The sequence below is a fragment of the Beijerinckia sp. L45 genome, from assembly GCF_009765775.1.
GTDB lineage: Bacteria > Pseudomonadota > Alphaproteobacteria > Rhizobiales > Beijerinckiaceae > RH-AL1.
In genome coordinates this window covers 12,884-35,173 of sequence record NZ_LMUU01000100.1, presented here as the reverse complement: position 1 = coordinate 35,173, position 22,290 = coordinate 12,884, and the positions used below count along the sequence as shown (strand labels likewise).

The window sequence follows — 22,290 nt, the reverse complement described above, 5'->3', positions numbered from 1 at the left end:
GTATCGCGATTGGCACGAGCATCATCGCGGCGGGACCCGTGACGCACAGAAGAGCCTTCAACGCCGTCAAGCCGACGCGACCCTCGATCGCCTTTGGTATGATGACCGACTTTTCGCGGTCGGGCGGCAAGGCCGCTAGCCCTCTCGCCTCGCCCGGTGCGGCCTCGCTGATTGTCACGGCCATCCCAATCTCCATCATCGGTACGCAGCTTATCCGCACACAGTCGTTGCAAGTGTTGTCTGCGCACTTCGCCCCACCGACAAGCCTCAGGCTTCTTGAATTTCACGCTATTTGATTATGAATTAGCGTTTTCATGCCTATTTATGCGTATTAGATGCCCATATCGCGCTCTTCTAATCTTGCATATTAGCCATGCCGCTGACCCTACAGCTTCACGCGGCGTTATATACGATACTCTATATTAGAACGACTTATGATGGACTTTTCGCTTCACTGAGTGTGTGCGTATCTGAAACTGTGGTTCTCAGTTCTCCTGGGGGTCAGGAAGCGTAATGAACAGGCGAGCAATGCCGGACAATGTGATGTCCAGACGCCGTCTATTCCCCAATCGAGGGGGTCCTCAATGGTAAAAGCGTATTCGGCGTTCGGTGCTGCGCTACTACTCGCCTTAACGGCGACCGCAGCAGAAGCCCAAAACATCCAACCTCAGACGCAAGAGGTCCAGCAGCAGAAGGCAAACGACCTGGAGCGCGTGGATAATCCGCTCACCAACACATTGCGGTCGCTGCGCGATGAGTATGGTTTGAGCCTGCGCGGTGCCCTGATCAACGAAACAGCTGGAAACACGAGCGGTGGCGAACGCCGCGCCACGACGAACGTCGGACAAGGCCAGGTCGGTGCCGACCTCGACTTGCAAACGGTTTTCGGCATCCCGAACGCTTCCCTGCACGCAACCGAATATCACGACTACGGCTCATCCTTGTCTTTGAAGGGCATCGGCAACGGCGTTCGCGTCCAGGAAATCTATAAGAACCCCTACAATATCTTTCACTTCGGATTGCTGACCTACGAGCAGAAGCTTTTCGACAACAAGGTCGACATCGACGTCGGGCGCACCGCCGCCTCGAAATACTTCGCGCATCTCGATCTCGCCTGCCGCTTCATGTCGGGCACCAACTGTGGCATTCCCGCGCTCGCGAATTCCGAGGCGGGCTTCTCACTCCTGCCGTCGGCGACGTGGGGAGGCAAGATCTCCTATCAAGCGACACCGGAATTCTACGTCATGACCGGCGCGTTCGAGGTCAACGCAGCTGTGCAGCCAACCAGCGGCTTCGATTGGCGGACGGACAAGGCAACCGGCATCACCGTGCCTTTCGAGGTCAGCTATGGCACAGGCTTAAAGACCGAACGCTATCCCTTTGATATCAAAGGAGGTGCTTACTACAGCAACGGTGGTCATACAAATCCCAACCTCAACACGGCGGGCCGCTCGCTAGGCACCAATTTGGGGACCGCGCAAAATATACCCGACCGTTCGGGTATCTATCTGCTCGGAGACAAGACGATTTACCGGCGGGACGATCGGAGCCTTCGCAACATCACACTGATCGGCGGCTACGTGCAGCCATTCGATCATACCGAGGTTTATTCGACGCAGGTGTTCGGGGGCGCCGTTTGGACGGGCCCTTTTGCGGCTCGCTCACGCGACTCGATCGGGTTCGTCACGAACTATTTTAGAGTGTCCGATCTTGAGAACTCGTTTCTCACAGATGCGCGAGTCAAAGCGGGTAATTTTGGTACCAACAACCCGAACATGTTCACCTTCGAACTCGACTACAATATCGCTGTTATGCCGGGGTTCAGCATAACCCCCGATATCCAATACATCGTCCACCCCGACAACTCGGCGCTTCCACGCGTCAATGCGCCGGTGCCGGGCAACGCTTTCGTTCTCGCGTTGAGAGCCGAAGTCACCTTCGGCGACCTTCCGTTTGCTGCGCCTGGACGCGCCGGCGACCCATGAACCGCGCGTTCGGCGATCCATTGACGATCAGATATCAAAAAGGAAAATCCATGTTCATTCGAGTCACGACGACTGCTGCGCTTCTTGCAGCCACCACGACCCTTGCCGGCGCCGCCGATCTCCCGTCGCCGCACACCCCGTTGATTCCGATCTTCCAGCCATCCACGGCACCATTCAATTGGTCAGGCCTCTATCTAGGCGCGCAGATCGGCTACGAGTTCGGCAACGATCAACGAAACGGCGTCGCCACCGCAACAGGAGCACCGTTGTTTTCAAATACGTCCTCTCCCAAAAGCGTAAGTTTCGGCGGGGATATGGGCATCAATTACGTGGTTCCTTCCTTTGCCATCTTTGGCGGCCATGCATTTATGGGCGTAGAGGGTGACGTCGCGGGGACGACGAGCGGCAAGGCCTATGCTCTGACTCCGTTGGTCACCGGTAATTACCGCGAGCAGATCCAAGGCTCCGGACGCGGTAGACTTGGCGTCGCTTATGATCGGATCCTAGCTTACGCGACAGCTGGCGCGGCCTTCGGGAGCTTGCGCAACATCTACACATCTCGCGGGCTGACCGACTATTTCGCGAAGGGTGGGGTGGGTTACACGGTTGGCGGCGGCGTGGAATACGCACTGGCGACCAGGTGGTCAGTGCGACTCGAATATCGATACACTGACTTTGGGACTTCGACACAGCGTCTAGCCGCCACCACCGCGGGGGCGACGACCGTGCGCCATAAGGATGATGATAGTCGCGTCATGGCCGGTGTGACGTACCACTTTTCCGGCTTCAACGCCCTTAGGCCGGTTGTCGCTCGATATTAGAGCATTTTCCACGAAAGTTGCAGACTTTTGTGATCGAGAAAATGCTCTAGCTTTCTGAGAAGAGAGCGATTTCTGATCGCTTTGGTGATTCCACCAAAGCGGAAAGCGCTCTAGGAGCTTAGCTCAAGGATCGGTAGCGGCCTTATTCCCTGCGCCGATCCTTGCCATGATCGAGCCGGTCACTTCGGCCAAGGCGGCAGAAGAGGCGGCCGTGTACAAGATTGCTTGCGCGGAAGTTGACGTTCCTATCATGGCGCTGACAACTTTATGCTGTTTTGATTGGATACCAGCATCGCACACTATTTGAACATAGCGGCTTGCGCAGATTGCCTCCTTGAGACGCCTGTCTACTTTCGGCTAGGTCCAGTCAGAAGGCGGCCGATCAGCACCGCGCCCAATCAGCCCCCCAAATCTGGAACGTTAACGCTCCGAGCCGGACCTTCACCCTCAAGCCGCCGACGCGCCAGAATATAAATTCGCCCCGGGGCCGCAAGGTCCTTGAGACGCAAATCGACGATCAGCCTGTCTGGTCAGACTCCATTTTTTGCAAATAGCGCAGGACGATTTCGCCAGACGTCATGATGTGTTGCTCGATGAATGCCATCACGCCGGCGCGGTCCCTGGCGATGCAAAGGTCGAGGATTTTCTGATGTTCGTTCTGGGTGCTGACCGGGAACGCCTGGTCGCCCCAAGCGAGCCGCCAATAGCGATCGAGATTGTTGCGAGCGCGACCGACCTGTTCGAGAAAGAATGGCCGATTGGCGCGCATATAGATGATGGTGTGAAACTCAGTCGCGAGCCGAAGGCGCGCCATCGGATCGCCGGCCTTGTCGATCTTTCCCATGACCAGCCGGGCGTGCCCGATATGCGCTTCGGTCAGGTGATCGATGGCCCAGCCGGCCAGTCGCGGTTCGAGGGTGGCACGGAACTCCATCAGTTCGCGTGCGACCGCGCTTGACAGATCCGAGACGAAGCAACCGCGGTTGTGGTGCAGGGTGGCAAGTCCCTCGGAGACCAGAGCCTTCAGCGCCTCGCGTACGGGCGTATGGCTGACGCTGAATTCGGTTGCGATCTGATCTTGTTTCAGCGGCGCGCCGGGAGGAATCTCGCCGCTGCAGATCGCGTCGCGGAGGGCGTCGGCAATCATTTCGGTACTGCCGATCGGTTTAGGCCTCGCCGCGGTCGACACTGACATCTCCATGAAGCTAATTTGACATATAACATATAGTCCATTACCACCGAGTTGCAACTCGAAAGGGCCGTGAGCTCATGTCGATCAAAATTATATATAATATGCAATATTGGCGCTTTGGTGTCTCTTTGGCATGTGGTCCGACGGTGATCGTGGCGCCTATCGACGACGACGCGGCTTGATCGGCGATGTCCTCTGCCACCCCATACTCCCGTCAAGAGATCGGAAAAACGCTCGGCGTGCTGGAAACGCCGTGTCTGGTTCTGGAAAAGTCCCGGGTCACCGAGAACGTCGCGCGGCTGAGGCGGCATTTGCAGCCGTTCGGGGTAAAACTTCGTCCGCATCTCAAGAGCGCAAAAAGCATTGACGTCGCGCGACTGGCCATGGCCGGCAGGCAGGGGCCGATAACCGTCTCGACGCTGCGGGAGGCTGAATACTTCTTCAGCCATGGCGTCAGCGATATTCTTTATGCGGTGGGCATTGCCCCCAACAAGCTCGATCACGTGTTCGATCTGCGCCGGCGCGGCGCCAATCTGGCGATCCTTCTCGACAACGAGGAGACCGCGCAACTCGTGGCGGCGCGATGCGCCGAGCGGCGCGATGCGCTGCCGGTCCTCATCGAGGTCGATACGGACGGCCACCGGTCGGGCATCAAACCGCCGGACCACACCCTGCTCGAAATCGGCCGTACGCTTCACGCCGGTGGCGCATTGCTTCGCGGTGTGATGACGCATGCCGGCAGTTCCTACGGTCTGCATGACCCGGCGTCCTTCGCGGCGATGGCTGAACAGGAGCGGTCCGGCATCGTGGCGGCTGCCGCGGCGCTCAGAGCCGCGGGCCTGCCCTGTCCTGAGGTCAGCGTGGGATCCACGCCGACCGCGCATTTTGCCCGGAACCTTGCCGGCGTCACCGAGGTGCGTGCCGGAGTTTTCATGTTCTTCGACCTGGTGATGGCCGGGATCGGCGTCTGCGCGATCGAAGACATCGCCGTCTCGGTGCTCGCAACGGTGATCGGCCACCAACATGACAAAGGCTGGATCATCGTCGATGCCGGCTGGATGGCGATGTCGCGCGATCGCGGCACCGCGCGCCTCGCCGTGGATCAGGGCTATGGGATGGTTTGCGATGGCGCGGGCGATCCGATCGCCGATCTGATCATGATCGACGCCAATCAGGAACACGGCATCCTGGCTGTGCGCCCTGGCGCTCAACGCGCGCTACCGAACCTGCCGATTGGCGCGATGGTGCGGATCTTTCCCAACCATGCTTGCGCCACCGGTGCCCAACACGACCGCTACTACGTCGTCGATCGCGATCGGACCGTGTCCGCGATCTGGCCTCGCATCCATGGATGGTGATCTGATGTCGAACGCAATCAAGGCCATTTCAACCGCGGCGGCTCCGCAGCCGTTTGGGCACTACGCGCAGGCGACGGAGGCTGCTGGGATTGTGTACGTCTCCGGCCAGCTTGCAGCGTGCGCTGATGGGGCGTCGCTGGCGGATCAACCGTTCGAGGTTCAGGCCCGCCAGGCGCTCGCCAACGTCATTGCGATCGTCGAGGGCGCGGGTCTCGACCGCGATCGCATCGCCAAGGTGACCGCCTACCTCGTCGGCGTCGAGTACTGGCCGGCATTCAACGCCATCTATGCCGAGGTTTTGGGAAGTCATCGCCCGGCGCGTGCGGTGGTACCGGTTCCGGCGCTGCATCACGGCTACCTGATCGAACTCGAAGCGATCGCCGTGCGCTGAAGCCAGCCCGCGTTCGGCACACATTCGTTTAAGACCAAAGCATTTTTCGGAAGTGATCCATGAACAGTGAACTATACCCGACGCCCCTGCGGCCGAAGCTGATGTCGTTCGACGTCTTCGGCACGTTGATCAGCGTTCGCGACAGTTCCTACAGTGCCTTTGAGCGCATCCTGGCCGATTCCGGCGCGCATCATGTCGACGTCAAGGCGTTCTGGGAACATTGGGAACATCGGAACATCGCGCACTATTGGGACCCGTATCGCTCGTACCGGGAGATCTGCGATCTCTCGCTTGCCGAGACCTTTGCGCATTTCGAGGTGGCCGGCGACAGCCGTTTGATCGAACGCTACTTCGAGGCTTTCCCGCGCTTCTTTCTGTACGACGATGTCGTCCGGACCCTGGATCGACTGTCGCGCCACTTCAAATTGGCGGTGGTGTCCAACATCGATGATGATCTTTTGGCATTGACGCCACTGAAGCGAAACTTCGACTTGGTCTGTACCGCGCAGCGGGCCAAGGGCTACAAGCCTGACGGCACGCTGTTTCGCTACCTGATCGACAATGCGGGCGTTGCGAAGGACGAGATCCTGCACGCCGGGCAATCGCAATTCACCGATCTCGTCGGCGGCAAACCGCTCGGATTGACCATCGCTTGGATCAACCGTCGCCAGATCGCCCTCGACGGGTCCGTGCCACGCCCAGATTTCATTTTACCGGATATTCAGTCGCTGAGCCACGTCGTCCACATCGAAGCGTAATGCCACGAGGAGCGTATGATGTTCATCAGAAAAATTAGCTTGCTGGCCGCCATCGTCACGACACTCCTTCCGACCATGGCCCGGGCGCAGGACGCCGATACCGCCCTGAAGCGTATTCAGCAGACCAAAGCCGTCACCATCGGATTTCGCGAAAGTGCAGCGCCGTTTGCCTATCTCGATGAGGGCAGGCAGGCGAGCGGCTATTCGGTCGCGATCTGCAACAGGATCGCTCAGGAGATCGGCCGCAAGCTCAACATTCCGCACATCGAGATCCGCTATGTGCCGGTGACGCCGCAAACACGGATTCCGCTGATCGCCAACGGAACGATCGATATCGAGTGCGGGACCACCGTCAATTCACTGGGCCGTCAGGAACAGGTCGACTTCAGTTACGCCGTCGCGCTCGCCGAGGGCAGGCTGCTGGTGAAGAAAAACTCGGGCATTCAGGATCTGTCCGACCTCAATGGCAAGATTATCGCGCTTGCGGCAGGCACCACGGCGGAGCGCTACGTTCGTGCCGTGCTGGATCGGACCAAGATCAACGTCCGGGTGCTGCAGGTCCGCGACAATGCGGAAGGGCTGCTCGCCGTCAATTCGCGGCGGGTCGACGCCTTCGTCAATGACGCGGTTCTGCTCGGCGGCGTGCTCCGCACGGCGCAGAACAAGGACGACCTGGCCATCGTCGGCAAGCCGCTGTCGTTTGAACAGGTCGCCTTCATGGTCGGAAAAAACAACTCCGGCCTCTTGACCATCATCAACGGCACGATAGCCCGAATGCTCGCAAGCGGTGACCTGCATCGGCTCTATGACCAGTGGATCACGCCCTATGGCGTGCCGATCGACGGTGCAGTCGACGCCTTGTTCAAGATCGAAGCGATTGCCGAATAAGAGCCGGCCTGCGGACGTCATAATGTCGTTGGTGATCAAAGGGCAAGGCGCTTCATCATGAATTACCAGTGGAACTGGAGCCTTCTGCTCGACGAGCCTTACGCCGGCTGGCTGCTGGCAGGGCTTGGCTGGACCGTCGCGCTATCGGTCGTGGGCTGGGTGATTGCGCTGCCGCTTGGAACCGCGATCGGCATCGCCCGCACGTCGTCGTCGCGGTGGCTACGGGTCCTGTCCGGTTTTTACGTCTCGGTGTTTCGTAACATTCCACTGCTGCTACAAATGTTCGTCTGGTTCTTCGTGGTGCCGGAACTCCTGCCCGATCGGCTCGGTCTGTGGTTCAAGCGCGATCTGCCCAATCCCGAATTCTGGACCGCCGCACTGGCGCTAGCGTTTTATACGTCGGGCCGCCTGGCCGAACTGTTCCGGGCCGGGCTGCAGGCGGTTCCGCGCGGGCAGGTCATGGCGGCCGACGCGACTGGCATGAGCCGGCCGCAGGCCTTGCGTCACGTCATCATGCCTCAGGCTCTGCGCATCATTCTGCCGCCGCTCACCTCGGAGTTCTTGTCGATCGTCAAGAACTCGTCTCTGGCCTTGACTATCGGCGTGCTCGAGCTGACGGCGCAGAGCCGGCAGATCGAGAATTTTACGTTTCACGGCTTCGAAGCCTTTGGCGCCGCAACGGCCTTCTACATGCTGGTCGCGCTTATCCTTAATCTTGTCATGGTCAGCCTGCGGCGGACCTTGACTTTACCCGTTGCGGTATAGCGCCAATGCCCGACCTGTCCTTCATCGCGCGAAACGCCAGCTTTCTCTTCGACGGTCTGCTGCTCAGTCTGACGCTGACAGCGGCCGGTGTGATCGGCGGACTTGCCGTCGGCATCGCCCTGGTGCTGGTTCGCTTGTTCACGGGCGTCGTAGGCAACTGTGTGGTCGACGCTTATGTCTTCGTGTTTCGCGCGATCCCGCTCATTCTCGTGATCTTCTGGTTCTACTTCATGGTTCCGCTGATCTTGGGACGGCCGGTCGGCGCCTGGACCTCCGCCATCGTCGCCTTCACGCTGTTCGAAGGCGCCTACTACAGCGAAATCCTGCGCGCCGGCCTCAAAAGCGTTCGCGCGGGACAAATGCACGCGGCGCTTGCCGGCGGCATGAACCGGGCGCAGGCGCTGCGCTACGTGATCTTTCCGCAGGCCATCACCGCGATGATCCCGATCTTCCTTACCCAGGCGATCATCCTGTTTCAGGATACCTCGCTGGTCTTCGTCGTGTCGCTGCATGACTTTCTGACCGCGACGACGATTATCGCCAATCGGGATGGGCGACTGGTCGAAACCTATGCGTCTGCTTGCCTCGTCTACTACCTGATCTGTCTTGCAGCGACCGCCGGCGTGGACAGGCTGAAAAGGACATTCGCCCGATGATCGAGTTCGACCACGTCAACAAGCATTACGGCGCACACCACGTGCTTCGCGATATCACGATGACGGTCTCGCGCGGCGAGGTCGTCGTGGTCTGCGGACCGTCTGGATCCGGCAAGTCGACGCTGATCAAGTGCGTCAACGCCCTCGAGTCCTACCAAAGCGGCCATATCCTCGTGGAGGGCGTCGATGTCAAAAGCAAAGCGCGGTCGGCCGCCGCTCTGCGGCAGAGGGTCGGCATGGTGTTCCAGAATTTCGAACTTTATCCGCATCTCAGCGTGATCGACAACATCTGTATCGCGCAGCGCGTTGTCTTGAAGCGCCATGCGGGGGAAGCGCGGGAGCGGGCTTGGCGGCTGCTCGACCGGGTCGGGCTGAGGGACAAGGCCGCGGCCTATCCGATGAACCTGTCGGGCGGCCAGCAGCAGCGCATTGCGATCGCGCGGGCGCTGGCGCTCGATCCCGAGATCATGCTGTTCGACGAGCCGACGTCGGCACTCGATCCCGAAATGATCAACGAGGTTCTTGACGTCATGACGGCGCTCGCCGCGGACGGGATGACCATGATGGTGGTGACCCACGAGATGGGTTTCGCACGCCGCGTCGCAAGCCGCGTTGTCTTCATGGACAAGGGTGAAGTGGTCGAGGATTGCTCGACCACGGAATTCTTCAATGACACGAAGTCGCGCGCCGATCGAACGCGACAGTTCCTCGACAAGATCTTATCGCATTGAACATCGCTATCGTCCGCAAGCGAGCGACCCTTGGCGCATCAATTCCGGCTTTGGTCGCAGCTCTGGGGCCGCCGGCTTGAACATCGAAAGCAGACCGGCCGCTTTGGGCCATTTGCAGTCGTTCCATGTCCATTGATCGCCATTGCGAAAGCTTCGCTTTCCTTGTGAGTTTGTTCACGCGGGCGTAGTTCAATGGCGGAACGAAAAATTCCCAACTATAGAATCTGTCGCGTAATGCGCTACACTGAATTTGACGTAGCTTACTAAACGATTGTAGCATATTCGCTTTTTTAAAAACGCGTTGTACGTGCTCTTCTGGACCTGGAGCGATGCTGCTCAACAGGCGCTACGGAGGAGTTACGTGGTGAGCCGCTTCAGTTTTACGCAAGCGTCGGTCCAAAAACTTCTTACGTCAGCCGAGAGCCGCGTGCGCCATTGCTTACAACGAAGACGTGCCGGGCCTAGAACGGCAAGTCCTCAGGAAGCCGCACGCGTCGCCATTACGGCTTTGTCGCTTTCCACCCTGCAATCGCAAATATGGGGGCACATCCCTAAGATGCGCCCCCTGAGCTTTTGGCGCTTTAAGCGGCAACAGCGTCAACATTGCGATTGCGGAAGCGCGGTGTTTTCATGGCCGCGATGAACGCAGCAGTGACGTCGTCGCCGATGAAAACGCCAAGCTTTGGGGCACCGTTCTTCCCAACGTCGGGCAAATTCGCCGCTTGGATGACAGGGCTTGCCTCCTGAAAGGCAGCTATCGCTTTGCCAAACTTGAACGCTTCGGCCAGGAAAGCCTTCACTAGGCCCATGGTTGCCATTTTCGCGGGGTCGACACCGCCCGCGACAACGACGCCATCGTAGAAGACTGACGACGCGTTCGGAGCAGGCTTGTCCACCGGAAGCATGGTCCCGTCGGCAGCCTTCACCATTCCGCCATGGGCGGCAATAAGATGGACCACGGCACCTTCGGCATTCAATGCAGCCTTGAGTGCTTTCACCTTGGTGCCATCGACGCCAGCGTCAATCAAAATAGCTACTTTGCGGCCCAGGATGCTATCCGCAGGCTTGTCCATGCTGAGGGCGGGCGATGCCGCAGTGCTTCGTTTGCCGGACGGCATCGTGTCCGGCTTGGCGAAAGCGACGAAGGCCGGCGGCGGCGCGGCTTCGATCGCGGCAGGAAGATCGATGCCCAACTTCTCAGCTACCCGTGCGGCGAGATCGGGATCGATTTTCGCGATAAGACCGCCGAGGGCCGCGATTCGGATCTCCGGCGTCTCACACTGGTTCAGCTCGAACGAGAAGGCGGCGACGATGTGGTCCTTCTCCCACCCCGCCATGCTGTTCCAGAACATCGTCGCCTGCGTGAAGTGGTCGTCGAAACTCGAACTACGAGCCCGGATCTTGTGGCCGTCAACGCGTTCGAAAACCGTCCGGTAAGCAGCGGGCGAGTCAGGCTGCTGCATCGGTAGGCCTCGGGCGCCGTCAGGGCCCGGCAAGTTGTTGGGAAAGTAGCTCGCCTTGCCCCGGTCGATCGTGATCCGACCGAAGCCTTCACGCTGGTTGTTGCTCACCGGGTTCAACGGCCGGTTTATCGGAAGCTCCGCGAAATTTGGGCCGACGCGTCGGAGTTGCGTGTCGAGATAGCTGAACAGCCGACCCTGCAGGAGCGGATCGTTTGTGAAGTCGATCCCGGGCACGATGTGGCTGAGGCAGAAAGCAACCTGCTCGGTCTCGGCAAAGTAATTGTCGACGTTACGGTTGAGGGTCAGCGTGCCGAGCGGCGTGATGGGCACAAGCTCCTCCGGAATGAGCTTCGTCGGATCGAGAATGTCGAAGCCGAAGGAGAACTCGTCTTTTTCCTCGATGACCTGGACGCCCATTGTCCATTTCGGGAAGTCGCCGCGTTCGATGGCCTCGAACAAGTCGCGGCGGTTATAATCAGGGTCCTTGCCCATCATCTTCTGCGCTTCTTCCCAGACCAGGCTGTGGACGCCCTTTTCCGGCTTGAAGTGGAACTTCACGAAGCGCGACGCGCCTGCGGCATCGACCATGCGGAACGTGTGGACGCCGAACCCCTCCATCGTGGAGAAGCTACGCGGGAAGGCGCGGTCGCTCATGGTCCACATCAGCATGTGGCTGATCTCGGGCGTCAAGGAAGCAAAATCCCAGAACGTGTCATGAGCCGATTGGGCTTGCGGAATCTCGTTATTCTGCTCCGGCTTCACCGCGTGGACGAGGTCAGGGAACTTGATGGCGTCATGGATGAAGAAGACCGGCATGTTGTTGCCAACGAGGTCCCAAACACCATGGTCGGTGTAGAATTTTACCGAGAAACCGCGGACATCTCGCGGGGTGTCGGCGGAGCCCCGGCTACCCATCACGGTCGAGAAGCGCACGAAGACAGGCGTCTGCTTGCCTTTCTCCGAAAACAGGTTGGCCATCGTCAGATCGGAATGGTCGCCTGCGCTTTCGAAAACGCCGTGGGCGGCGAAACCCCGGGCATGGACCACACGCTCGGTGATGCGCTCATGGTCGAAGTGTGTCATCTTCTCCCGGTACTGGAAGTCTTCCAGCAGCGTTGGACCGCGTACCCCCGCCCGCAAGCTGTTCTGGTCGTCAGATATCCCGAGGCCCTGGTTGTTCGTCATGCCCGGCGCCGGGTCTCGGCTGTCTCGGATCAGATCCTGGGTCTTCGCCGTTTCCTGCCGAGCATCGCGCCCCGCCAGCCCGGTCTGTGCGCCTTCAAAGCGTTGCTGGGGGCTGGTCGTAGCCAGTTTCATCGGGTCCATCGGAGCCGGCTTGCCGTTCTTCGTCATGATCGTCCTCAAAAAAATACCGGGGTGTCTGAAGCCGTACGCGGCCGGCGCTATGGAAGCTCGCCAACCAGCAATTTGTTGCATGGCTTCGAATATACCTAATGGGGGTACCGGTAGAACTGCCCGAAATGATACAAAATGGGCAGCGTCCGAGGCGCAATAAGCATCGCCTCTCAAACTCACCCGCCGGAAGCCGCAATCCGCGAGCTCGGCGAAGGCGGCGTGTGGCGCATTCCCGAAGCCGACGGCGAGCCGGTGCCCTTATCGTCATGATGCTGGACATCAGATCCGGCCGTCAGCCGGATCTGCAAATGTCGGTTGCGAAAGCCCTCCGTGCGATACGTGTCGAAATCATTGGGCTTCGCGACGAAGCTCGATTTCGAGATCACGCAGCAGTCCGGGACGAGATGCATCACCCTGCGCCCGGCGGCTACAGCCCGGACTGGACGCCCGGCGAACGTGACCGCAATCGCGGACCACTCGAGGTTGGGCACAGGGTGCCTGTTCGCACTTCGACCACAACCTTATGGCCGATGAGATCGTATCCTTGTGATGCCCTCGCAAAATGCCACCATGTCCCCACGATGACGCGCCTAAAGAGAGCAAACCTAGAGGTGCTTCAGGCGATCGTTGCCCATGGCGGCTTTGACGTCGGCACGCTGACGATGAACACGCATCTTGGCGGTGGCCCATACACCCCAATCTATTTCGCGCTCAAGGATCTCACGAAGGCCGGCTTCGTGCGTGAGATCTCAACCGGCCCAAACCACGATGGTTCGCCCCGCCGCGGTTGGTCTTTGACACCATCGGGCAGCGCAGCCTTTTACGCGGCGACCACACCGCGGCTCTCGCGACGCATCTTCGCATGGCTATCGCTTATCATAGCGCGCTGACTGCTGTTGTCAGATAGGCATCTGCCAATGCTTCGATTTATGTCTGATGCAATGTTCTGCACCCATTCGCACGAAGGCAACCGGCGAGCGCTAAAAAATCGAGCTGAGAGAAGGACTTAACTGGTGCTGCGAGCGAGGATGAACTTGCGACCTCTCGATTACCAGTGGAGAGGGTCGTCTCGTCCCAAGTTATCGCCGGCTAGATAGGCTGACACTGACCGGGCCGGCGCCTCCTCGCTTCCAGCGTATCCTTGTGAAACGTCCCGCGTGACGTTTCCGTCTTCCCTTTGACCTTTTCATGCCAGACACAACCGACGTGTATCCCGCCCTCGTCTATGCCTCAAAAGACATGAGGGCGCCCCCGGACTTGAGACGTACCATGTCTCCAATTTTGAAATCCATTTGTCACTTTGTCACCTTATCGCCTTGTCAGCCTCGGCCATGCCGCCGGCCGCAGACATTTGGCATTGCAGGCTCAGATTTCAACTTAGCTGTGCCGCGTTGGTGACGGCACGAGGGCCTGGACCCGACCTAGGGGACTTTCATGGGAGTTTGTCGTTAGCACCCCCCGTCCATCGGATCTGTTCCGCTTACGTGCCGCTTGCTTAGGGCAGGCAACTAGGGCAGATTAGAGCTTCGATCGGAAGCTAAGTGCTTGATTTTGTTTATAACCAAATGGGCAAACTTCTCTGGCACGCGGGCGTAGTTCAATGGCAGAACGGAAGCTTCCCAAGCTTCATACGAGGGTTCGATTCCCTTCGCCCGCTCCATGTCTCTCTCCTACCACTTCCGTTTTGGCCAGCACGGCTGAAGCGTTGAGGGCACGGATCGCCCCGCCACCTCCGGTCGAGCGGGGAGGGTGTTCAAGGAACACCCGATGACAGCGCCGGTCAAAATCAGCGAAAAGCTTCTGAATGAGAAGATCATGGATCTCCTCCATGCGCGGGCTTCGTGCATCGACGCGCGAAGCGTCATGCTCGAACTCGTCGACGAGCCCGGCGAAACCGGCAACTGGCGGATCGGGCATTTCGATCCCGGCCGTGGCGACCGCTACACCTGCAAGACCGCTCTGCGCGCGATCCACGAGAGCCTGCAGGGCCAGTTCGAGATGGTCGGGCGCAGCTGACGGCAGATCGCCGTCAGCCCACGCGCTCCATCAGGCGTCGATGCCACCGATGCAGAGATATTTGATCTCGAGATAATCCTCGATGCCGTATTTCGAGCCTTCGCGGCCGAGGCCGGACGATTTGACGCCGCCAAACGGCGCCACTTCGGTCGAGATCAGGCCCTCGTTGATCCCCACCATGCCGGCCTCAAGGGCCTCGCCCACGCGAAAGGCGCGGCCGAGGTCGCGGGTGTAGAGGTACGAGGCCAAACCGAACGGCGTGTCGTTGGCCAACGCGATCGCCTCCGCCTCGGTCTTGAAGCGGAACACCGGGGCCACCGGGCCAAAAATCTCGGTCGAGAAGACATCGGCATCGTGCGGCACGTCGGCGAGGATGGTAGGCTCGTAGAAATTGCCGCCGAGCGCATGCGGCTTGCCGCCGGCCACGACGCGAGCGCCGCGCTGCTTGGCGTCGGCGACATGGCGGGTGACCCGGGCGACTGCCGCGGGACTGATCAGCGGGCCCTGCGTCACACCCTCCTCAAAACCGTTGCCGACCTTGAGCGTGCCGACGGCTTCCGCAAACTTTGCGACGAACGCGTCGAAGATACCGTCTTGGACAAGAAAGCGGTTGGCGCAGACACAGGTCTGTCCGCTGTTCCGGTATTTCGAGGCCATCGCGCCCTTGACGGCTGCGTCGAGGTCGGCGTCGTCGAAGACGAGGAATGGGGCGTTGCCGCCGAGCTCCATGCTGGTCTTCTTCACCGTCGGCGCGCATTGCGCGAGCAGGATGGAGCCGACGCGGGTGCTGCCGGTGAAGGACAGTTTTCGCACCAGCGGGCTCTCGCAGAGCACGATGCCGGTCTCGGACGGCGGCCCGGTGACGATGTTGCAGACGCCCGCGGGAAGGCCGGCGCGTTCCGCCAGCACCGCCAGAGCCAGGGCGGAGAAGGGCGTTTCGCTATCCGGGCGGATCACGCCGGTGCAACCGGCCGCCCAGCCCGGTGCCGCCTTGCGGCTGAGCATCGCCGAAGGGAAATTCCACGGCGTGATGGCAGCGAATACGCCGATCGGTTCCTTGGTCACGATGATCCGACGGCCGCCGACGTTCTGCGGGATAACATCGCCATAGACGCGTTTGGCCTCTTCACCGAACCACTCGAAAAAGCCGGCGGCCGAAACGATTTCGCCACGCGACTCCGCCAACGGCTTGCCCTGCTCGGCGGTCATGATCCGGGCGAGGTCCTCGGTGTTCTCGATCATAAGATCGGACAGGCGGCGAAGATGCGACGCCCGCTGCTTGCCGGTGAGCGCACGCCACCCGCTCTGCGCGGCATAGGCCGCGTCGATCGCCTCGTGCACCTCGGCGTCCGATAGAGACGGCACGCGTCCGATCAAGTCGCCAGTCGCCGGGTTGAACACGTCGATAGTCGCACCGTTGCGCGCCTGGACCCACGCGCCGCCGATCAGGTTGGCCTCCTTGAAGAGGCTGGGATCGCGCAACTCGAGGGCGTCGACGCCCTGCGGCTCATCGGTCTTGGTGGTCGTCACGGGTCATTCCTTGTTCGAGTGAGGGCTTCATATAGGAGCCCGCACCGCTATAGCGAGCGGTCCGGGGTCAGGGATGGACCTTGCGGCCCTTGCGCGAAAACTCCATCGCCCCATCGTCGAGGGTGCCGACTTTCAGGCTGATGAAGTCCAGGATGTAGTTCTGGTACAGCTTCCAAGGTTTTTTCGAACCCTGTTTCGGAAAGGTGTGGATCGCACGCTTGATATAGCCGGATGTGAAGTTCAGCAGCGGCGCCTCGGTCATCGCCGGATCTCGCTTCTTGCGCGGCGTGCAGGACGTGTAGCCGCGGCTGTCCATGTGGTTGATCAGCCGGCAGACGTAGTGCGACGTCAGGTCGGCCTTGAGCGTCCAGGAGGCGTTGGTATAGCCGAGCGCCGTCGCCAGGTTCGGCACGTCGCTGTACATCATGCCTTTGTAGCTCGTGGTTCTTGAGAGATCGACAGGCGTCCCGTCGACGACAAGATCGAGTCCGCCGAGCAGCTTCAGCTGCAGCCCGGTCGCCGTGACGATGATGTCGGCATCGAGTTCGGCGCCGGATACGAGGCGGATGCCCGTTTCGGTGAAGGAGTCGATGTGGTCGGTGACGACATCCGCCGTGCCCGCCCGGATCGCGTCGAAGAGGTCGCCGTCCGGCACGAGGCACATGCGCTGATCCCACGGATTGTAGGTCGGCGTGAAATGCGTGGCGATATCGTAGTCCGGCCCGAGCTGGCGGCGCGCCATGGCGAGGATGCGCTGCTTGAATTGAGCGGGTTTCTTCCGTGCCAGATTGTAGAAAAGGATCGTCAGCAGCACGTTGCGCCAGCGGCTGAGACCGTGCGCGAGGTGCGCCGGCAGGTTGCGGCGCAGCCAGTTCGCGGTCTTGTCCTGCGAGGGAAGTGCCGCGACATAGCTCGGCGAACGCTGCAGCATCGTCACATGCGCCGCGGTCCTTGCCAGCGCCGGCACGAGCGTCACTGCGGTGGCACCGCTGCCGATGACCACCACGCGTTTGCCCGCATATGCGAGATGAGCAGGCCATTGCTGCGGATGGACGATCATGCCGGTATAGCGTGCGCGTCCGGGAAAATCCGGCGTGTAGCCGTCGGCGTAATCGTAGTAGCCGGTGCAGGTGTACAGGAAGCTGCAGGTTATCCGGACGCGTTCTGCGCCGTGGTCCACCTCGAGAGTCCACAGCGCCTCTGTCGAGGACCAGGTCGCGCGTGCGACCCGATGATCGAAGCGGATTTTGCGATCGATGCCGTAGGTCTCAGCCGTCTCCTGGATATAGGCGAGAATGGACGACCCATCGGCGATCGACTTGGCGCCGCGCCAGGGCCGGAAGGCATAGCCGAGCGTGTACATGTCGGAGTCGGATCGGATCCCGGGATAGCGGAACAGGTCCCATGTGCCGCCGATGGTTTGGCGACTTTCGAGGATGATGTAGGTCTTGCCGGGACAATGCTTCTGCAGGTGACACCCGGCGCCGATGCCTGAAAGGCCGGCGCCGACGATGATGACGTCGACATGGTTTTCGCTCATCGCGGCTCGTTATTCTCCTGCAGCGGTGGCATGCAATGGCGCACTTGTCTGTGCCGCACCGACCCGTCGCGCCATACGTTCGATGAACGTCGCGCTCCGCTCCGGCTCGGTCAGCGGCGTCATGTGGCCACCGTTTTCGATGAGCTCGAGATCGACGCCCGTGACCTTCTTCGCCAGGGCCTCGGCGTTGGTGATCGGATCGAGGATGCCGTCGGCGGTCCCCATGAGCACGCCGACCGGCAGCGTCAATGTCGGATAGCGCGCGACCATGCCGGGCAGATCCTCGCTCACGGCCACGAGATCGCTCGATGCGCCGTAGAAGGAGCTCGGGCGAAGACTGAGCAGGCCGCCGGCCGTCGTCGCGAAATCATCCGGTACCGGATGCGGCCCGAAAACGGTGGCGAGCGTCGCCGGGCCGGCCTGCATCGACGCGGGTGTCGCAAAGGTCCAGGCGATGAACCGGCGCAGCATGGGCGACTGCACCGCCAGCCCCTTCATCACGTCGGGTGGCGCATCTTGCGGATGCGTCAGCGGCGCGATCAGAGCGAGGCCGCCGACCTTGTCCGGATGGTCGAGCGCGAGCGCGAGCGCCACGGCGCCCCCCAGGGAATGCCCGACCACGAGCGGGCGTTCGAGCTGCAGCGCCGTGATCAGACCCGCGATCGTCCTGGCCTGCGCGGGAAGCCGGGCGGAGGCGCCTCGGGCGCGGCGCGAATAGCCGCTTCCCGGCCGGTCCAGCAGGATGATGCGAAAATTGCCGCTCATCGCTGCGAGCAGGGCATAGGTGAAGGTGCGCAACTGGCTGCCGAGGCCGTGGATCATCACGATCGCCGGTCCGGAGCCCTGGTCGAGGTAATGGATCACGTCGCCGTCGATGTCGATGAAGCGCCCGAGCGGCGGCACGGCCCTCTCGACGCTACGCGCCGTGATCGCCGTGAACAGGACGAGCGCGCCCAAAAGCGCGAGAAGCCAGCCTAGACTAAAGACAACGACGAGCACCATCGGCAAGCCTCCCTATTCCCGGTCGCGTATTACTACGCGCATGTCTGCGGCCGCTCGCGCAAGTCCCTCCAGGCGCGACAGTCATCCCCACCGCATTGAAACCCCTGGAAGAACTGATTGCATCCTCAAGCAATCTCGGGTCCGATGCAGCTTTCTGGCCGAGAGGACGTTTCATGCTTCCCTACATCTTAGCTCTCAGCATCGGGGTCATTGCCGGACTTCGCGCGATGACCGCACCGGCCGCCATCAGCTGGGCGGCGCAGCTCGGCTGGCTGCCGCTGCAGGACACGGTCCTCGCCTTCCTCGGCTTCAAATACACGCCCTACATCATCACGGTGCTGGCGGTCGTGGAACTCGTCACCGACCAGTTGCCCTCGACGCCAAGCCGCACGGTCCCGATGCAGTTCGGTGCCCGGCTCGTCAGCGGCGGACTCTGCGGGGCGGCGATCGGTGCTCCCAGCGGGGCGCTCGTCGGTGGCCTTGTGTTGGGACTGGTCGGAGCCGCGATCGGCACGTTCGGTGGCGCCGAGGCGCGCGCGCGACTGGCTGCGGCCTTCGGCAAGGATAGGCCTGCCGCGATTATCGAGGATATCGTGGCGATCGGCGGCGCGGCGCTGATCGTGCTGGCGCTCTGATGAGCGGCCGGTTCGATGCGATCATCATCGGAGCGGGACAGGCGGGCCCCTCCCTGGCCGGGCGACTCACCGCCGCCGGGCAAAAGGTGGCGTTGATCGAGCGAAAATTGTTCGGCGGGACCTGCGTCAATACCGGCTGCACGCCGACCAAGACGCTGGTCGCCAGCGCCTATGCCGCGCATCTCGCGCGCCGGGCCGGCGATTTTGGCGTGGGGATTGCCGGCGCCATCACCATCGACATGGCGGCGGTGATGGCGCGGAAGGATGCCGTGGTGGCAGCATCGCGCAGCGGCCTCGAGGGCTGGCTCAAGGGCATGGAAAAATGCACCGTCTACGAGGGCCAGGCGCAGTTCGTGTCGCCGCACGAGGTCAAGGTCGGCGACGTCACTCTGAGCGCCGAGCGCATCTTCATCAACGTCGGCGGCCGCGCGATCGTGCCCGACATGCCCGGCGTCCATGATGTAAAGACGCTGACCAACACCACGATCCTTGCGCTCGATCATGTGCCCGCGCATCTCGTCATCATTGGCGGCAGCTATATCGGTCTCGAATTCGCGCAGATCTTTCGCCGCTTCGGCGCGGCGGTGACGATCGTCGAGAAGGCGCCGCGGTTGATTTCGCGGGAAGACGAGGATGTCTCGGCGGCAGTGAAGACGATCCTAGAGGCCGAGGGCATCGCGATCCGCCTCGACGCCGAATGCATCCGCTTCGTCCCGCGCGGCGACAGCATAGGCGTCGGTGTGGATTGTACCTCGGGCGAGCCGGAAATCTCAGGCTCGCACGTTCTGCTGGCCGTTGGCCGGCGACCCAACACCGAAGATCTCGGCCTGGCGAACGCCGGCGTTGCCGTCGACGCAAGGGGCACCATCATCGTGGACGACGAACTGTGCACCACCGTTCCGCACATCTTCGCGATGGGCGACTGCAACGGCAAAGGCGCCTTCACCCACACCGCCTATAACGATTTCGAGATCATCGCCGCCAATTTGCTCGATGGCGAGGCCCGGCTTGTCAGCGCGCGGATTCCCGGCTACGCGCTCTATATCGATCCGCCGCTCGGCCGCGTCGGCTTGAGCGAGAAAGAGGCGCGGGCCGCGGGACACAAGGTACGCGTCGGCATGCGGCCGATGACACGGGTCGGGCGCGCCGCGGAAAAGGGCGAGACGCAGGGCTTTATGAAGATCGTCGTCGATGCCGACAACGAGGCGATCCTCGGCGCCGCGATTTTGGGCGTCGGCGGCGACGAAGCGATCCACGGTGTCCTCGACATGATGAACGCCAAGATGCCGTACCCCGTGCTGCGCTGGGCCGTGCCGATCCACCCGACCGTTTCGGAGCTGATCCCGACATTGCTGACGGAACTCGGACCGGCGAGATGATCAGGCTGTCGGCTGGCCCGGCAGCAGCGGCGCACCGTGATCGTCCTTCAGCGCGATGCCCGTCACGCCGCGGCTCAGCGCCTGCTCGATCAGCCAGCACAGCTTTTGCGCGGCGGGTTCGTAGTCCAGGCCGCCCTTGGTGTGAATGTTCGAGATGCAGTTGCGCTCGGAGTCGCGCCGGCCGGTCTTGGGATCGAAGGTGATGTAGGCGCCCAAACTGTCGGCGACGCTGAGACCGGGCCGCTCGCCGATCAGCACGACGCAGAGCCGTGCCTCGAGGCTTTCGCCGACGGCGTCGCCGAGCGCCACGCGTGCCTGCGTCGCGATGACGATCGGTGCGATCGACAGCATTTTGAGACGCGGGAGGCAGCGCGCCAGCAGCGGCACGGCGTGACTCTGGACGGCGACCGCGGACAGACCGTCGGCGATGACAAAGACGCAGTCGTAGGGGCCGGCCGCCGCTTCGAGGGGCGCGCGCGAGGCGGGATCGAGGCTGCGCCCGAGGTCGGGACGGCGTAGATAGAGCGAGCGGTCGGGGACGGCGCTGCGCACGGTGATGGTTTGCTGCGGGGCTAGTGCCGTTGCAAGCGCTTCGACGTCGAGGGCAGCATGGACGGCGTCGCGGGCCTCGGCGTGGGCGAGCTGGAAATCGAGTACCGGGCGCAGCGGCATCGTATCGCCGGCGCGGCCAAGTCCGATCCGCGCCGCGGTTGAACGGCGCAGCCTTGCCCAGGGATCGAGGCCGCGGGCTTCGGAGGTCTTGGGGACCGTTTGATCGTCCTCCACGCTCATAACGCCGTCGCATGGGCGAGAAGGCGGCCGACGCCGGCCTGCGGCGCGCTGAAATCGGCAATCCGGCCGTTGTCATCCGTCATGCCCATGCGGGCCAGCCAGGCTTCGAACTCCGGCGCTGGCTTCACGCCGAAGATCGCCCGCAGCTGCATGGCATCGTGGTTCGACAGGCTCTGGTAGTTGAGCATCACGTCGTCGGCGCCGGGGACGCAGATGAGGAAGGTGACGCCGGCAACGGTCAGCAGCGTCATCAGCGTGTCCATGTCGTCCTGGTCGGCTTCGGCGTGATTGGTGTAGCAGACATCGACGCCCATCGGTACGCCGAGCAATTTGCCACAGAAATGGTCCTCCAGACCCGCGCGAATAATCTGTTTGCCGTCGAACAGATATTCCGGGCCGATGAAGCCGACGACCGTGTTGACGATCAGCGGCTTGAACGCGCGACAGACGGCGTAGGCACGGGTTTCCACCGTCTGCTGGTCGATGCCGCCATGGGCGTCGGCCGACAGCGCCGCGCCCTGGCCGGTCTCGAAATACATCACGTTGCTGCCGACGGTGCCGCGCTTCAGCGTCTGGCCCGCGTCGTGCGCCTCGCGCAGCACCGCAAGATCGACGCCGAAGCCGCGATTGGCGGCCTCCGTGCCGGCGACGGACTGGAACACGAGGTCGGTCGGCGCGCCCTTGGCCATCGCCTGAATCGCATTGGTCACGTGGGTGAGGACGCAGGTCTGCACGGGAATGTCGTATTGCTGGCGGAACGTGTCGAGCATCTCGAGAAGCGTGATGGCGTTCTGCACGTTGTCGGTCGCGGGGTTGATGCCGATCACGGCGTCGCCGACGCCGTAGAGCAGGCCGTCGAGGATGGAGATCGCGATGGCGCGCGGCTCGTCGGTCGGATGGTTTGGCTGCAGCCGGGTCGACAGACGGCCCGGCAGGCCGAGCGTATTGCGGAACGCCGTGACGACGCTGCATTTGCGCGCCACAGCGATGAGATCCTGGTTGCGCATCAGTTTGGAGACAGCCGCGACCATC

The 22,290-nt window shown here is 61.7% G+C and carries 21 protein-coding genes and 1 tRNA gene; 14 read left to right on the top strand and 8 right to left on the bottom strand.

The genetic code is table 11. The features are described from left to right. Positions 1-184 (bottom strand): hypothetical protein (locus GSQ79_RS28960; RefSeq protein ID WP_210253054.1); only part of this gene is annotated, 184 nt, incomplete at its 3' end. 400 nt (positions 185-584) lie between these two features. Here GSQ79_RS28960 and GSQ79_RS10590 point away from each other — a divergent pair. After that, the gene (locus GSQ79_RS10590; RefSeq protein ID WP_158808687.1) at positions 585-1,985 is read left to right on the top strand and encodes a carbohydrate porin; all 1,401 of its coding nucleotides are present in this window, start codon (positions 585-587) and stop codon (positions 1,983-1,985) included. Then, on the top strand, positions 1,982-2,806 hold the full coding sequence (locus tag GSQ79_RS10585; protein ID WP_158808686.1) for an outer membrane protein: 825 nt from the start codon (positions 1,982-1,984) through the stop codon (positions 2,804-2,806). The genes GSQ79_RS10590 and GSQ79_RS10585 overlap by 4 nt, the downstream gene beginning before the upstream one ends. A 517-nt stretch (positions 2,807-3,323) precedes the next feature. Here the strand turns inward: GSQ79_RS10585 and GSQ79_RS10580 are convergent. Further along, positions 3,324-3,995, bottom strand: a complete 672-nt coding sequence (locus GSQ79_RS10580) for a GntR family transcriptional regulator (RefSeq protein ID WP_158808685.1) — start codon at positions 3,993-3,995, stop codon at positions 3,324-3,326. A 191-nt stretch (positions 3,996-4,186) separates the two neighbouring features. Here GSQ79_RS10580 and GSQ79_RS10575 point away from each other — a divergent pair, with 191 nt between their 5' ends. Genes GSQ79_RS10575 through GSQ79_RS10545 form a run of 7 tightly spaced genes read left to right on the top strand, consistent with a single transcriptional unit; the run spans position 4,187 to position 9,545 of the window. Beyond that, the gene (locus tag GSQ79_RS10575; RefSeq protein ID WP_158808684.1) at positions 4,187-5,356 is read left to right on the top strand and encodes a DSD1 family PLP-dependent enzyme; all 1,170 of its coding nucleotides are present in this window, start codon (positions 4,187-4,189) and stop codon (positions 5,354-5,356) included. Positions 5,357-5,360: 4 nt separating this feature from the next. Next, entirely contained in the window at positions 5,361-5,747 is a 387-nt protein-coding gene (locus GSQ79_RS10570; RefSeq protein ID WP_158808683.1) for a RidA family protein, read from the top strand. Positions 5,748-5,806: 59 nt separating this feature from the next. Continuing rightward, on the top strand, positions 5,807-6,505 hold the full coding sequence (locus GSQ79_RS10565) for an HAD hydrolase-like protein (protein ID WP_158808682.1): 699 nt from the start codon (positions 5,807-5,809) through the stop codon (positions 6,503-6,505). Positions 6,506-6,523: 18 nt separating this feature from the next. Beyond that, on the top strand, positions 6,524-7,393 hold the full coding sequence (locus GSQ79_RS10560; protein WP_158808681.1) for an amino acid ABC transporter substrate-binding protein: 870 nt from the start codon (positions 6,524-6,526) through the stop codon (positions 7,391-7,393). Positions 7,394-7,450: 57 nt separating this feature from the next. After that, a complete protein-coding gene (locus GSQ79_RS10555) occupies positions 7,451-8,158 on the top strand; it encodes an amino acid ABC transporter permease (RefSeq protein ID WP_158808680.1) in 708 nt (235 codons plus the stop codon). A gap of 5 nt (positions 8,159-8,163) precedes the next feature. Continuing rightward, on the top strand, positions 8,164-8,814 hold the full coding sequence (locus GSQ79_RS10550) for an amino acid ABC transporter permease (protein ID WP_158808679.1): 651 nt from the start codon (positions 8,164-8,166) through the stop codon (positions 8,812-8,814). Beyond that, positions 8,811-9,545 (top strand): amino acid ABC transporter ATP-binding protein, encoded by a 735-nt coding sequence (locus GSQ79_RS10545; protein WP_158808678.1) that lies wholly within the window; start codon positions 8,811-8,813, stop codon positions 9,543-9,545. The genes GSQ79_RS10550 and GSQ79_RS10545 overlap by 4 nt, the downstream gene beginning before the upstream one ends. A 581-nt stretch (positions 9,546-10,126) precedes the next feature. On the opposite strand, the gene GSQ79_RS10540 is transcribed toward GSQ79_RS10545, so the two are convergent. Beyond that, positions 10,127-12,361 (bottom strand): catalase, encoded by a 2,235-nt coding sequence (locus GSQ79_RS10540; RefSeq protein ID WP_210253053.1) that lies wholly within the window; start codon positions 12,359-12,361, stop codon positions 10,127-10,129. 614 nt (positions 12,362-12,975) lie between these two features. Here GSQ79_RS10540 and GSQ79_RS10535 point away from each other — a divergent pair. From GSQ79_RS10535 to GSQ79_RS10525, 3 genes are all read left to right on the top strand, one after another. Beyond that, positions 12,976-13,254 (top strand): hypothetical protein, encoded by a 279-nt coding sequence (locus tag GSQ79_RS10535; RefSeq protein WP_158808677.1) that lies wholly within the window; start codon positions 12,976-12,978, stop codon positions 13,252-13,254. A 696-nt stretch (positions 13,255-13,950) separates the two neighbouring features. Then, a tRNA-Gly gene (locus GSQ79_RS10530) sits at positions 13,951-14,024 on the top strand. Between the two features lie 107 nt (positions 14,025-14,131). Continuing rightward, positions 14,132-14,380, top strand: a complete 249-nt coding sequence (locus GSQ79_RS10525) for a hypothetical protein (RefSeq protein WP_158808676.1) — start codon at positions 14,132-14,134, stop codon at positions 14,378-14,380. A 30-nt stretch (positions 14,381-14,410) separates the two neighbouring features. Here GSQ79_RS10525 and GSQ79_RS10520 read toward each other — a convergent pair whose 3' ends face one another. The 3 genes from GSQ79_RS10520 to GSQ79_RS10510 form a co-directional block, all read right to left on the bottom strand. Beyond that, positions 14,411-15,910 (bottom strand): NAD-dependent succinate-semialdehyde dehydrogenase, encoded by a 1,500-nt coding sequence (locus GSQ79_RS10520; protein ID WP_158808675.1) that lies wholly within the window; start codon positions 15,908-15,910, stop codon positions 14,411-14,413. 67 nt (positions 15,911-15,977) lie between these two features. Beyond that, on the bottom strand, positions 15,978-17,450 hold the full coding sequence (locus tag GSQ79_RS10515; protein ID WP_158808674.1) for an NAD(P)/FAD-dependent oxidoreductase: 1,473 nt from the start codon (positions 17,448-17,450) through the stop codon (positions 15,978-15,980). A 9-nt stretch (positions 17,451-17,459) separates the two neighbouring features. Next, complete coding sequence (locus tag GSQ79_RS10510; RefSeq protein WP_158808673.1) at positions 17,460-18,452, bottom strand: alpha/beta fold hydrolase; 993 nt, start codon at positions 18,450-18,452, stop codon at positions 17,460-17,462. A 173-nt stretch (positions 18,453-18,625) separates the two neighbouring features. On the opposite strand from GSQ79_RS10510, the gene GSQ79_RS10505 reads away from it, so the two are divergent. Further along, on the top strand, positions 18,626-19,087 hold the full coding sequence (locus GSQ79_RS10505) for a DUF4126 family protein (protein ID WP_158808672.1): 462 nt from the start codon (positions 18,626-18,628) through the stop codon (positions 19,085-19,087). Continuing rightward, positions 19,087-20,466 (top strand): FAD-containing oxidoreductase, encoded by a 1,380-nt coding sequence (locus GSQ79_RS10500; RefSeq protein ID WP_158808671.1) that lies wholly within the window; start codon positions 19,087-19,089, stop codon positions 20,464-20,466. Before GSQ79_RS10505 ends, GSQ79_RS10500 begins: the two co-directional genes overlap by 1 nt. Here GSQ79_RS10500 and eutC read toward each other — a convergent pair whose 3' ends face one another. Both eutC and eutB read right to left on the bottom strand, forming a co-directional pair. Next, complete coding sequence (gene eutC, locus GSQ79_RS10495) at positions 20,467-21,258, bottom strand: ethanolamine ammonia-lyase subunit EutC (protein ID WP_158808670.1); 792 nt, start codon at positions 21,256-21,258, stop codon at positions 20,467-20,469. After that, a partial coding sequence (gene eutB, locus GSQ79_RS10490; protein WP_158808669.1) for an ethanolamine ammonia-lyase subunit EutB occupies positions 21,255-22,290 on the bottom strand: 1,036 nt, incomplete at its 5' end. The genes eutC and eutB, both read right to left, overlap by 4 nt.

Coding starts and splice junctions, on each gene's coding strand:
- GSQ79_RS10590 (WP_158808687.1), top strand. CDS start 585: ATGGTAAAAGCGTATTCGGCGTTCGGTGCTGCGCTACTACTCGCCTTA.
- GSQ79_RS10585 (WP_158808686.1), top strand. CDS start 1,982: ATGAACCGCGCGTTCGGCGATCCATTGACGATCAGATATCAAAAAGGA.
- GSQ79_RS10575 (WP_158808684.1), top strand. CDS start 4,187: ATGTCCTCTGCCACCCCATACTCCCGTCAAGAGATCGGAAAAACGCTC.
- GSQ79_RS10570 (WP_158808683.1), top strand. CDS start 5,361: ATGTCGAACGCAATCAAGGCCATTTCAACCGCGGCGGCTCCGCAGCCG.
- GSQ79_RS10565 (WP_158808682.1), top strand. CDS start 5,807: ATGAACAGTGAACTATACCCGACGCCCCTGCGGCCGAAGCTGATGTCG.
- GSQ79_RS10560 (WP_158808681.1), top strand. CDS start 6,524: ATGTTCATCAGAAAAATTAGCTTGCTGGCCGCCATCGTCACGACACTC.
- GSQ79_RS10555 (WP_158808680.1), top strand. CDS start 7,451: ATGAATTACCAGTGGAACTGGAGCCTTCTGCTCGACGAGCCTTACGCC.
- GSQ79_RS10550 (WP_158808679.1), top strand. CDS start 8,164: ATGCCCGACCTGTCCTTCATCGCGCGAAACGCCAGCTTTCTCTTCGAC.
- GSQ79_RS10545 (WP_158808678.1), top strand. CDS start 8,811: ATGATCGAGTTCGACCACGTCAACAAGCATTACGGCGCACACCACGTG.
- GSQ79_RS10540 (WP_210253053.1), bottom strand. CDS start 12,361: ATGACGAAGAACGGCAAGCCGGCTCCGATGGACCCGATGAAACTGGCT.
- GSQ79_RS10525 (WP_158808676.1), top strand. CDS start 14,132: ATGACAGCGCCGGTCAAAATCAGCGAAAAGCTTCTGAATGAGAAGATC.
- GSQ79_RS10515 (WP_158808674.1), bottom strand. CDS start 17,450: ATGAGCGAAAACCATGTCGACGTCATCATCGTCGGCGCCGGCCTTTCA.
- GSQ79_RS10510 (WP_158808673.1), bottom strand. CDS start 18,452: ATGGTGCTCGTCGTTGTCTTTAGTCTAGGCTGGCTTCTCGCGCTTTTG.
- GSQ79_RS10505 (WP_158808672.1), top strand. CDS start 18,626: ATGCTTCCCTACATCTTAGCTCTCAGCATCGGGGTCATTGCCGGACTT.
- GSQ79_RS10500 (WP_158808671.1), top strand. CDS start 19,087: ATGAGCGGCCGGTTCGATGCGATCATCATCGGAGCGGGACAGGCGGGC.
- eutC (WP_158808670.1), bottom strand. CDS start 21,258: ATGAGCGTGGAGGACGATCAAACGGTCCCCAAGACCTCCGAAGCCCGC.